This is a genomic window from Rhodanobacter humi (assembly GCF_041107455.1).
Classification (GTDB): Bacteria; Pseudomonadota; Gammaproteobacteria; order Xanthomonadales; family Rhodanobacteraceae; genus Rhodanobacter_A.
In genome coordinates, this window is the sequence record NZ_JBGBPY010000001.1 from 2,722,287 (window position 1) to 2,733,725 (window position 11,439).

Here is an 11,439-nt window from a genome sequence, read left to right on the forward strand (position 1 = left end):
TGGCGGCCACTCGATGGCAACCCGTAGGGCCGGGTCTGTTTGCCCGCATGCCTGCGTCATCAATCAGTCGTGGACAGACGTCCACTCCCTCCCTCTTCCTTGGCCTGCGCGCAAACAGTTCCCGGCGCGAGGCACTTGGAGACCATGAGCAGGCTCTTGCTGCATGAGTGAAGCGTCCGTTTCCCCGAACAAGACCATCCCGATCAGCGTCGTCGCGGGCACGCCCGCGGTCGACAAGCAGCTGGGCAACGACAAGATCGCGCTGAACCGCGCCGGCTTCGACACCGCGGTGCCGGTGTTGCGCAAGCCGTCGTGGATCCGCGTGCGCCTGCCGCAGGGCAATGCCGTGCAGCAGCTGAAGGCGCGCCTGCGCGAGAACGCGCTGGTGACGGTGTGCGAGGAGGCCAGCTGCCCGAACATCCACGAGTGCTTCAGCAAGGGCACCGCCACCTTCATGATTCTGGGCGAGGTATGCACGCGCCGCTGCTCGTTCTGCGACGTGGCGCATGGCCGCCCGCAGCCGCCCGATCCGCTGGAGCCAGCGCGCCTCGCCGAGACCATCCGCGACATGCGCCTGAAGTACGTGGTGATCACCTCGGTGGACCGCGACGACCTGCGCGACGGCGGCGCCGAGCACTTCGCCGCCTGCATCCGCGCCACGCGTCACGCCAGCCCGGCCATCCGCATCGAGATACTCACGCCGGACTTCCGCGGCAAGGGCCGCATGGAGCGCGCGCTGGAAGTGCTGAAGGAATTCCCGCCGGACGTGTTCAACCACAACCTGGAAACCGTGCCGCACCTCTACCGCGAAGTGCGCCCGGGCGCCGACTACCAGTGGTCGCTGGACCTGCTCAAGCGCTTCAAGGCGCAGCATCCCGACGTGCCGACCAAGTCCGGCATCATGCTGGGCCTGGGCGAGACGCGCGAGCAGGTGGTCGAGACGATGCGCGACCTGCGCGCGCACGACGTCGAGATGATCACCATCGGCCAGTACCTGCAGCCCACGCCGCACCATCACCCGGTGGTGCGCTACTGGACGCCCGAAGAATTCGACGACCTGCGCAGGGAGGGCGAGGCGATGGGTTTCCATCACGTCGCCTCCGGCCCGCTGGTGCGTTCCTCCTACCACGCCGACCTGCAGGCCCACGCGGCCGGCGTCGCCTAACTCCCGAGAGTCGCCATCCCCATGACCTTCCGTCCCGCGTTGGCCCTGCTGCTGGCCTTGACCGTCACCTGCACCTACGCGCAGTCGGCCGCCGACCTCGGCGCCGGCGGCAACCGCAAGGCGGCCGTGTGGCCGCTCAAGCCCACCGCCACCCAGGCGCAGGCGGCGCAGCTGTCGGCGCGCTTCCTCACCCGCTTCCATTACGACGCGCAGCCGCTCGACGACGCGATGTCGGCGAAGATCTACAAGGACTACTTCAAGCTGCTCGACAGCGACAAGGTGTTCTTCACCCAGCAGGACATGGACCAGTTCGCGCCGCTGAAGACCAAGCTGGACGACGCGATCTGGAACCAGGACCTCAGCGCGCCGTTCGACATCTACAACAAGTTCCTGGAACGCGCGGTGCAGCGCATGACCTACGCGCGCAGCCTGCTCAAGGACGGCTTCAGCTTCGACGGCGACGAGAGCTACGACTACGACCGCAAGAACGCCAGCTGGGCGAAGGACGACGCGGCGCTGAACGAGCTGTGGCGCAAGCGCACCATGAACGACTGGCTGCGGCTCAAGCTCGCGGGCAAGAGCGACGACGAGATCCGCAAGACGCTGACCAAGCGCTACACCAACTACATCGAGCGGCTGAAGCAGCTGGACGGCGAGGACGCGTTCCAGACCTTCATGACCGCGTATGCCGAGACCACCGACCCGCATACCGACTACCTCAGCCCGCGCCAGGCGGAGAACTTCGCGATCCAGATGAGGCTCTCGCTGGAGGGCATCGGCGCCCAGCTGCAGGCGCGCGACGACTACACCATGATCTTCTCGCTGGTGCCGGGCGGTCCGGCGGAGAAGTCCGGCAAGCTCAAGCCCGGCGACCGTATCGTCGGCGTGGGCCAGGGCGACAGCGGCCCGGTCACCGACGTGATCGGCTGGCGCCTCGACGACGTGGTCAACCTGATCCGCGGCAAGAAGGACACCACCGTGCGGCTGGAGATCCTGCCCGCCGACGCCGGTCCGGACGGCAAGCACGAGCTGATCAGCCTGGTGCGCAAGAAGGTCAACATCGAGGAAAGCGCGGCGAAGAAGAAGATCATCGACGTCAAGGACGGCGACGTCGTGCGCAAGATCGGCGTGATCGACCTGCCGAGCTTCTACTCCGACTTCGGCGCACGCAGCGAAGGCGACAAGGATTACCGCAGCGCCACCCGCGACGTGGCCAAGCTGCTGGTCGAGCTGAAGGCGGCCGGCGTGCAGGGCGTGATCGTGGACCTGCGCAACAACGGCGGCGGCTCGCTGGCCGAGGCCGACTCGATGACCGGCCTGTTCACCGGCAAGGGCCCGGTGGTGCAGGTGCGCGACGCGCGTGGCCAGGTCGACGTGCAGGGTGCGGACAATGCCGATCCGGTGTGGAACGGCCCGCTGGCGGTGCTGGTGAACCGCGGCACCGCCTCGGCCTCCGAAATCTTCTCCGCGGCGATCCAGGATTACGGTCGCGGCCTGATCATCGGCACGCCCACCTTCGGCAAGGGCACCGTGCAGACCCTGATCGACCTCGACCGCTTCAGCCAGAACGCCGACGGCAAGCCGCAGTACGGCGAGCTGAAGATGACCGTGCAGGAGTTCTTCCGCATCAACGGCGGCTCCACCCAGATCAAGGGCGTGACGCCGGACTTCGCGTTCCCGCAGAACGGCGACGCCAAGGACTTCGGCGAATCCACCTACGACAACGCACTGCCGTGGACGCACATCGCGCCCGCCGACTACAAGCCCGAAGGCGACGTGAAGGTCTACCTGCCGCAGCTGGAAAGCCTGCACGCCGCCCGCGTGGTGAAGTCGCCCGCGTGGAAGCTGATGCTGGACGAGCTGGCGCAGTACAAGACGATGCGCGCCCGCACCACGGTGTCGCTGAACTTCGCCAAGCGCGAGGCGGAGCGCAAGCAGCTGGACGCGACCCAGGCCAGCTTCCGCGCGCGGCAGAAGACCATCGACGGCAGCGACGCCTACCTCAAGGACCAGGACAGCGCGCTCGACGACGGCCTCGACCCCGGCGAGCGCAGCCTGAAGAGCGAACTGCAGCAGGAGAAGGACGCCAAGCAGGCGCCCGACGCCCAGCTGCGCGAGGCTGCGCACATCGTGGCCGACGAAGTCGGCCTGCTGAAGACCGATCCCAAGCTGGGCGCCGTCATCCTGCCGCCCGGCAGCAACTACCTCGCCACCGTGCTGGCCGGCGCCGACAAGCCCGCCGCCGCGGCCTCCACCGCCGCGACGCACTGAGCGATCGCGCGCGATACTGACGACCAGGGGCGCTTCGGCGCCCCTGGTCGTTTTCATGGCACGGCGGTTCGGAACGGCTTTGCGTGCTCTCGGGGACCTCGAACAACCGTTTTTTGCTCGTCATCCCGGCTTGACCAGCCCTTCGGCTGTTGAAAAGCGCCTCGCCGGAATGACGCAAGTTGAGAGGTTATTCGAGGTTCCCTCTTGCGAGAGTCGAGGCTTGACGTCGCGACGGCGGCGCGCGAGCGTGTGGCCATTCGCGGTTTCGCCGGTTGCCGGGAGCATTGCCATGGATCCGCTGTCGAACGTCGCGCTGGCCGGTGGCCTGGCCTGGGCCAGCGGTTTCCGCCTGTACGCCACGGTGTTCGTGGCCGGCCTGCTGGGACGGCTGGGCTGGGTGCACCTGCCGCCCGGGTTGGCGATGCTCACGGACACCTGGGTGCTGGTGGTGTCCGGCGTGCTGGCGTTGGGCGAGTTCCTCGCCGACAAGATTCCCGCGTTCGACAGCGTGTGGGACGCGCTGCACACCTTCGTCCGCATCCCGGTGGGCATGCTGCTGGCGTGGGGCGTGTTCCGGGAGTCGGGCGCGGGCACGCAGGTGGCGGCGGCGCTGCTCGGCGGTGCGCTCACCGCGGGTACGCATCTGGCGAAGAGCGGCGGTCGCGCGCTGATCAACACCTCGCCCGAACCCGTGAGCAACTGGACCGCCAGCGTGGGCGAGGATCTCACCTGGGTGGGTGGCCTCTACCTGATGTGGCACCACCCGCTGGCCATGCTGGTGCTGCTGGCGCTGTTCGTGCTGCTGTTGTGCTGGCTGTTGCCGAAGCTGGTGCGCGGCCTGCGCGCGCTGCGGCAGCGGCTGCGCCGGATCGGCGGTTTCCTCTCCGGCGCAGGTTGACGGGGCTTACGGCTTCGCCGCCTTGCGCTGTGCGCGCTGCTGCTTCATCCACTGCTGGAATGCGGTGATGCGCGGTTCGTCGCGCAGCAGCACCGAGTGCGGGTCGATCGTCACCAGCGCGCCGGCCGGCACGGCGAGGCTGCCGTGGCCACCTTCCATCGACACGGTGTGCACGGTGCCGTCCACCTGCACCTCCACCGGCATCGGGAACGGCAGGTTCTGCGGCACCTGCCAGCGCAGACCCAGGGTGTCGCCGTGGCGCTGCACGTCGAGTTTGGGCAGCGCGGCCTGGTAGAGGTAGACCTTGAAGAACCAGTCGTAGTCCTTGCCGGTCACCCGGTCCACGATGCGCATGTAGTCGGCGCTGGTGCGGTATTGCGGCGTGAAGTTGCCGGGCTTCGGGTCGGGGCGGCCGTAGACCAGTTCGCGGATGGATGCGTAGAACGCCTGGTCGCCGATCAGGTGATGCAGCGTCTGCAGCATCAGCGCGCCCTTGTTGTAGATGTCCTGGCCGGGGCCGCCGCGCGATTCGTCGTAGACCGCCTCCTCGGTGCGCGGCTGGCCGGACACCACCGGGTGCCTGTTCGCTATCATCAGGCGCAGCCGGTGCAGCCAGGCGTAGTAGTCGGCGTCGCCGTCGAGCCAGCGCGCGTACAGCGGCTGCATCAGGGTGGCGAAACCCTCGTGCAGCCACATGTCGTCCCAGTTCGCGTTGGTCATCTGGTTGCCGAACCACTCGTGCGCGAACTCGTGCTGCAGCAGCCAGTCGAAACCGCTGCCGTCCTTCGCGTAGTGGTTGCCGTAGGCATTGATGGTCTGGTGTTCCATGCCCTTGTACGGAGTTTCCACCACGCCCATCTTCTCGTCGCCCCAGGGGTAGGGGCCGATCTTCGCCTCGAAGAAATCCAGCAGCTGCGGGAACTCGGCGAACAGCGCTTTCGCCTGCGCCTCCTCGCCGGGCAGGTACCAGTAGTGGAGCGGGATCGTGTTGCCAAAGCGGCTGTGGTACTCGCCCTTCAGCTCCTGGTACGGCCCCACGTTGATCGAGATGGCGTAGGTAGTGGGGTGCTTGGCGCGCCAGTGGTACGTGCGCGTGTCGCCCTGCTCGGTCACGCCGACCAGCACGCCGTTGCCGGGCGCCACCAGCGGCTTGGGCACGGTGACGTAGAGGTCGACCAGATCCGGCTTGCCGTCGGGCTGGTCGATGCACGGCCAGAACAGGTCGCAGCCTTCGCCTTCCACCGCGCTGCCCACCCAGGGCTGGCCGTCCTTGGTGTGGCTCCACACGAAACCGCCGTCCCACGGCGCGTTCTTCGCCACGTGCGGCTTGCCGCCGTAGGCGATGGTGGCGACGACCTTGTTGCCCTTGCTGATGGCGTGCGGCAACGGGATGCGCAGGCGACCTTCCGGGTTGCTCCACGCACTTTTGGCAAGCGCCTTGCCATCGACGCTGATCGCGCTCACCGGCAGGTTGCGGTCCAGGTCCACCAGCAGCACGTCGGTGGACGCCAGTGCGCTGAACGTGAGCGTGGCGCTGGCCTCGATGCTCTGCGTGGCGGGCTTCACCGTGATGTGCAGTTCGGCGTGGTCGAAGTGCACGCGCTTCTGCTCGGCCGGCATCGGCGTGCCGGAGTCCTTGGTCAGCGCGGTGAGCGGCGACTGGCTGGGCGTGGCGGCCTGGGCCAGGGTCGGGCCGGCGAGGCCGAGACCGATGGCGAGGCCGAGCGCGAGCAGGGTGGGGCGCATGGGCGATTTCTCTGCGGGGAATCGACTTCGCACCATGCCACTTCGGATGGTGCTGCGACATCGCCAAAAGTCATGTGCCTGCATGACGCGCGCAGGTGTACCCCTCTCCCGGAAGGAGAGGGGCTTGGAGATCAGCTCTTGCGGTAGCGCTTTTCGAGCATCGCGAAGACCGCGCGCAGGCCCATTGCTTCGCCGCCGCGCGGTCGGCCGGGGCGGTCGGCGTCGTTCCAGGCGTAGGTGTCCAGGTGCAACCAGGGCAGGCCGTCGGGCACGAAGCGTTCCAGGTACAGCGCGGCGGTGATCGCGCCGGCGTGGCGCGAGGGGCCGGCGTTGGCGAAGTCGGCGAGGTAGGAGTCCAGCATCTTGCGGTAGGGGCGCCACAGCGGCAGCCGCCACAGCGGGTCGTTCATCGCGCGGCCGGCGGCCAGCGCGGCCTCGGCCAGCGCGTCGTCGTTGCCGAACAGCGCGGGCAGGTCGGGGCCCAGCGCCACGCGGGCGGCGCCGGTGAGCGTGGCGAAGTCGATCATCAATTCGGGCTGCTGTTCCGCGCCGTAAGCCAAGGCGTCGCACAGCACCAGCCGGCCCTCGGCGTCGGTGTTGTCGATCTCGACCGAATGGCCGGCACGCGTGACCACGACTTCGCCGGGGCGCAGCGCGTTGCCGCTCACCGCGTTCTCCACCGCGGGCACCAGCAGGGTGAGCCGCACCGGCAGCTTGGCCTGCATCACCAGGCCCGCCAGCGCGATCGCGTGCGCGGCGCCGCCCATGTCCTTCTTCATCCAGCGCATGCCGTCGGATGCCTTGAGGTCGAGGCCGCCGGTGTCGAAGCACACGCCCTTGCCCACGATCACCAGCTGCGGATGCTCGGCCTTGCCCCAGCTGAGTTCGACCAGCCGCGGCTCGCGATGGCTGGCGCGGCCCACCGCGTGGATGGTGGGGAAGTTCGCCTTCAGCAGTTCCTTGCCGACCCAGTCGCGCACCTTCGCCTTGTGCTGCTTGCCGAGGTGCCGGATCGCCTCGCCCAGCTGTTCGGGGCCCATGTCCTCGGTGGGCGTGTTGACCAGGTCGCGCACCAGCGTGGTGGCCTCGACCAGCGGCTGCACGGTGGCGAGCGTGGCGGCGTCCAGCGCCAGCGTGGCCGGCGCGCGCTTCGCCTTGCGGTAGCGGGTGAACTGGTAGGCGCCCAAGGCCCAGCCCAGCGCAGCCTGCTCGGGATCGAGCGCCACGCCCTCGGCGGCGAGCTGGTAGGCGCCTTCGGGCAGCGTCATCGGCAATGCGGCGAGCGCGGCCAGCGGATCGGCCGCGTCCACGCCCACCAGCACGCGGGCGGGCTTGCCGTGCGCATCGGCGAGCAGGATCGCGCTGCCGGGCCGGGCGTCGAAACCGTTCGTGTCCAGCCAGCGGCGCTGCGCGGCATCCAGCCGCTTGCGCGCGGCGGGCAGGCGGCGGGCGTCGACGGCCTCGATCGCGACGAGGTGGCGGGGGGCGGACGAACGGTCGAGCAGGGCGGACATGGCTTTCCTTCGGCGTGCAGACGTGTCGCGCGGGGCGCGCAAACGCCAATGATGCGCCGATGCGCCAACGGGGTCACGCCATGGCGTGGAGTTCCAGCCAGTCGGCGAGTTCGGCCAGGTCGTTGAAGCTGAGCTCCGGCGCTTCGCCCAGCGTGGCGGGCCAGACTTCGCCTTGGCGATTGATCCACGCCACGCGCAGGCCGGCGCGGCGCGCGCCGATCACGTCCAGCTCGGGGTCATCGCCCGCGTGCAGCACTTCGTCCGGCGCCACGCCGAACTGCGCGACGGCGGCGAGGAAGATGCGCGGGTCGGGCTTGGCCGCACCCACGTCGCGCGAGGCCACATGGTGGGCGAAGTGGGCCTGCACGCCGGTGCGTGCGAGGTCGGCGTTGCCGTTGGTGAGGCTGGCCAGCGGCCAGCGCGCAGCGAGGCGTTCGAGTGCGGGCAGGCTGTCGGGCCAGGGCTCCACCGTGTTGCGCGCGGCGAAGTAGATCTCCCACAGCGTGTCCAGCGGCGCGTCGGCGATGCCGCAGGCGGCGAACGCCTGCTGCTGGGTGAGCCGGCGCTGGGTGGTGAAGTCGTGGGCGAGGTCGGGGCGTTCCGCCGCCACCTGCGCACGCAGCTCGCGCATGGCCGGGATCGGCCAGGCGCGAGCCACCTCGGGCCAGTGCGCGCGCAGGTAGTCGTCCACCGCGCGGTCCGCCTGCTCCAAGGCCGGCAGCACCGGCCACAAGGTGTCGTCCAGGTCGAGCGTGATGGCGCGGATCGGCAAGGCGTCAGTCGCTGCTGAGCTGCAGCACCTGGCCCAGCCTGATGTTGTCGTTCTTCAGGTGGTTCCAGCTGCGCAGCTCGGCCACGTTGACGCCCTTCTTCTGCGCGATGCCGGACAAGGTGTCGCCCTTGACCACGGTGTAGGTCTTGCCGGCGCCGCTGGTGGTCGTTGCCTTGGCGGCCACGGTTTCGGCATGGCGCTGTTCCAGCGCGCTGCGGGCGGCCAGCGTGCGCTCCGAGGTCGGCGCGATCGCGGCGGCCGCGGCGTAGCTGGCGCCCGGCGCGGCCAGCGGCGGCTTGGCCGAGGAAGCGGTCGATTCGGCATAGACCTTGTTGCGGCGCGCCTGGTCCATCGACACCAGCCCGATGCCATCCTGGTACGGCAGCACATCGTGGTCGCGCAGCACGGCCTTCGCCTTGTCGGTCTGCAGGAAGTCGAGGAAGGCCTGGGTCTGGGCCGTCTTCGGGCTGTGCGGGTTGGTCACCAGGTACAGCGGGATGTACAGCGGATAGCTGCCGTCGGCGATGTTCGCCACGGTGGGCGCCACGCCGTTGATCGGGATCGTGCGCAGCTTCGGATTGCCGACCACATTGCTCAGCGTGGACAGGCCCAGGCCGTTCGGGTTCAGCGCGATGCCTTCCTGCAGCGCCTTGGTGTTGAGATACAGGCGCGGCGCGGAAATCTGCTGGTCGCCGCGGCCGTACAGCAGGCTGCGCAGGCTGTATTCCACGCCGTCGTTCGGGCTGATCACCGCGTACAGGTCGATCGGCGCGTCGCGGCCGCCCACCTGGCTCCAGTTGGTGATCTTGCCGAAGTAGATCTCGTGCAGCTGGCGCAGGCTGAGGCTGCGCACGGGGTTCGCCGGGTTGGTGATCATCACCAGGCCGTCCCAGGCCACCGGGGTGAAGATGAGCCGGCTGTCCTCGGGGCTGCCGTCGCTGGGGCGTGCGCTGCCGGCGATGTCGGCCGTGCCGCCGGCCACCGCATCGAGGCCCGAGGCGGTGTTGAACGGCTGCAGCTCGACGCGGCCGTGGCCTTCTTTCTCCCACAGCTTGGCCATCTCGGTGACCACGCCGTGCGCGGTGGTCACGTCGCCGCGCCAGACCAGGGTGGGTCCCTTGCTGCTCTTGCTGCTGGTGGTCTTGTGGACCGGGCGGTGGGTGGTCTTGGCGGCGGCGGGTGCGACGAGGCAGGCGCCGAGCAGGAGGGCGGACAACAGGCGGACAGCACGAACGGACATGATGACGGAGAACCCCGACAGGAATGGGTGACGGAAAGTGGTGCAAGGTGGCGGCGCGTGATCCCGGCCGGCGCACGAGCTGGATGCTCGCAGGATATTTCATCGGCCTGAACAGAAAACATCAAGCGCGTTCATGCGCTTGTGCGACGCAGGCACGCCTGTACGGGTGCGTTCCGTCATGCAAGCCCCATGCGTCGGCGCATGGGGCTGCGGTGGGCGAGCCCCGCTGCCGGGCGGAGCGACTGTAGGAGCGGCTTCAGCCGCGATTCCCCAGCCCCAGTCGCGGCTGAAGCCGCTCCTACTGGATTAATACGTAATGCGTGCCCTCGGCATCGGCCACCACCAGCACCAACTGGCGCGGCCGCACGCCGGCCAGCTCGCGCAGCATGCGCAGGCCGGTGATGCGCTGGTTGCCCACGCCGATCACGACGTCGCCTTCGCCGAGCCCCGCGGTGGCGGCGCGGCTGTTTGGCTGCACCGCGCCCACCGCCACGCCGTACATGCCCTGGCTGCGCTGGCTCTCGCTGAGCTCGTTGAAGGTGACGCCGGCCAGGCGCGGGTCGAGGCTGGCGCCGGCGAGGCTGGCGATTTTCTCCGGGCGCAGCACCGCGCTCACCTCGCGCGTCTTGCCGTCGTGCAGCACGCCCAGTTTCACCGTGCTGCCCACCGGCAGCAGGCCCTCGGTGTTGCGCAGCTCGTTCACGTCGCGCAGCGGCTTGCCGTCGATCGCGGTGAGCACGTCGCCGGGCTGCAGGCCGGCCTGCTCGGCGGGCGAGCCCGCGTTGACGCCGGTGACCACCACGCCCTGGTCTTGCGCCAGGTTCAGCAGACGCGCGATGCGCGGGGTGATGTCCTGCGACTGCAGGCCCAGCGTGCCGCGCTGCACCTTGCCGTGCGCGATCAGCTGCTGCATCACCTCGGCGGCGAGGTTGCTGGGGATCGCGAAGCCGATGCCCACGTTGCCGCCCGAGGGCGAGAAGATCATGGTGTTGATGCCCACCAGCTGGCCGCGCAGGTTCACCAGCGCGCCGCCGGAGTTGCCGGGGTTGATCGAGGCGTCGGTCTGGATGAAGTTCTGGAAACCCCCCGTGCCTGACGACGACGGGCCCAGCCCCGAGCGGCCCAGCGCGGAAACGATGCCCGAGGTCACCGTCTCGCTCAGCCCGAACGGTTCGCCCACCGCCACCACGAAGTCGCCCACGCGCAGCTTCGAGGAGTCGGCCAGCGGCAGCGCCTGCAGGTTCGGCGCCTGGATCCGGATCACCGCCACGTCGGTGTCGGGATCGGTGCCGACCAGCTTCGCCTTGTACGTGCGGCCGCCCTGCAGCGTCACCGTGATGTCGTCGGCGCCGCCCACCACGTGGTTGTTGGTGAGGATGTAGCCCTTCGCCGCGTCCACGATCACGCCCGAACCCAGGCTCTGCTCCACCCGCTCGCGCGGCACCGCGGGCAGGCCGAAGAACTGGCGGAAGATCGGATCGTCGAAGTAAGGATTGCGCACCTGCACCCGCGTCTTGCTGGAGATGTTCACCACCGCCGGCGTCACGTGCTCCAGCATCGGCGCCAGCGACGGCATCGCCTGACCATCCACCGCGGGCGGCATCGCGGCGCGGCTCGTGTCGGGCAGGGCGACGCCGAGCAGCAGCGCCAGAGAGGCGCTCAGCCAGGGTGAAAAACGCGGGTGACGGGATGCCATCGGACTCCTCCTGTCGGATGCAAGAACGGCGCGCCTTCGACTGCAGACGAGGCGCCGCGGTTCCCCATGATCGGCGTGGCCGCCGCGACGCTCGCGCCACTTTACATCGGGCTTCCCCGGGGGTAACTTGCCATCTA

General features: G+C 69.1%; 8 protein-coding genes. 3 read left to right on the plus strand and 5 right to left on the minus strand.

All coding sequences use genetic code 11. The annotated features are described in order from the left end of the window. The first annotated feature begins 163 nt into the window (after window positions 1-163). The 3 genes from lipA to AB7878_RS11965 all read left to right on the plus strand — a co-directional run bounded on the left by lipA (window position 164) and on the right by AB7878_RS11965 (window position 4,334). Window positions 164-1,165, plus strand: coding sequence for a lipoyl synthase (lipA, locus tag AB7878_RS11955; protein WP_369494582.1), 1,002 nt, complete (start codon window positions 164-166; stop codon window positions 1,163-1,165). Between the two features lie 21 nt (window positions 1,166-1,186). Continuing rightward, window positions 1,187-3,436, plus strand: coding sequence for a carboxy terminal-processing peptidase (locus AB7878_RS11960; protein ID WP_369494583.1), 2,250 nt, complete (start codon window positions 1,187-1,189; stop codon window positions 3,434-3,436). 289 nt (window positions 3,437-3,725) lie between these two features. Then, the gene (locus AB7878_RS11965) at window positions 3,726-4,334 is read left to right on the plus strand and encodes a DUF4126 domain-containing protein (RefSeq protein ID WP_369494584.1); all 609 of its coding nucleotides are present in this window, start codon (window positions 3,726-3,728) and stop codon (window positions 4,332-4,334) included. Window positions 4,335-4,340: 6 nt separating this feature from the next. Here the strand turns inward: AB7878_RS11965 and AB7878_RS11970 are convergent, their stop codons facing one another. From AB7878_RS11970 to AB7878_RS11990, 5 genes are all read right to left on the minus strand, one after another. Next, window positions 4,341-6,080 (minus strand): M1 family metallopeptidase, encoded by a 1,740-nt coding sequence (locus tag AB7878_RS11970; protein ID WP_369494585.1) that lies wholly within the window; start codon window positions 6,078-6,080, stop codon window positions 4,341-4,343. Between the two features lie 131 nt (window positions 6,081-6,211). Continuing rightward, entirely contained in the window at window positions 6,212-7,594 is a 1,383-nt protein-coding gene (locus tag AB7878_RS11975; RefSeq protein ID WP_369494586.1) for a leucyl aminopeptidase family protein, read from the minus strand. Between the two features lie 73 nt (window positions 7,595-7,667). Beyond that, complete coding sequence (locus AB7878_RS11980; RefSeq protein WP_369494587.1) at window positions 7,668-8,366, minus strand: HAD family hydrolase; 699 nt, start codon at window positions 8,364-8,366, stop codon at window positions 7,668-7,670. Window positions 8,367-8,370: 4 nt separating this feature from the next. Then, window positions 8,371-9,606, minus strand: coding sequence for a substrate-binding domain-containing protein (locus tag AB7878_RS11985; RefSeq protein WP_369494588.1), 1,236 nt, complete (start codon window positions 9,604-9,606; stop codon window positions 8,371-8,373). Between the two features lie 298 nt (window positions 9,607-9,904). Further along, a complete protein-coding gene (locus tag AB7878_RS11990; RefSeq protein ID WP_369494589.1) occupies window positions 9,905-11,302 on the minus strand; it encodes a Do family serine endopeptidase in 1,398 nt (465 codons plus the stop codon). Window positions 11,303-11,439: the final 137 nt, after the last annotated feature.

Bases quoted from the DNA above. Each gene is read 5' to 3' on its own strand.
- lipA (WP_369494582.1), top strand. From the start codon at position 164: ATGAGTGAAGCGTCCGTTTCCCCGAACAAGACCATCCCGATCAGCGTC.
- AB7878_RS11960 (WP_369494583.1), top strand. From the start codon at position 1,187: ATGACCTTCCGTCCCGCGTTGGCCCTGCTGCTGGCCTTGACCGTCACC.
- AB7878_RS11965 (WP_369494584.1), top strand. From the start codon at position 3,726: ATGGATCCGCTGTCGAACGTCGCGCTGGCCGGTGGCCTGGCCTGGGCC.
- AB7878_RS11970 (WP_369494585.1), bottom strand. From the start codon at position 6,080: ATGCGCCCCACCCTGCTCGCGCTCGGCCTCGCCATCGGTCTCGGCCTC.
- AB7878_RS11975 (WP_369494586.1), bottom strand. From the start codon at position 7,594: ATGTCCGCCCTGCTCGACCGTTCGTCCGCCCCCCGCCACCTCGTCGCG.
- AB7878_RS11985 (WP_369494588.1), bottom strand. From the start codon at position 9,606: ATGTCCGTTCGTGCTGTCCGCCTGTTGTCCGCCCTCCTGCTCGGCGCC.
- AB7878_RS11990 (WP_369494589.1), bottom strand. From the start codon at position 11,302: ATGGCATCCCGTCACCCGCGTTTTTCACCCTGGCTGAGCGCCTCTCTG.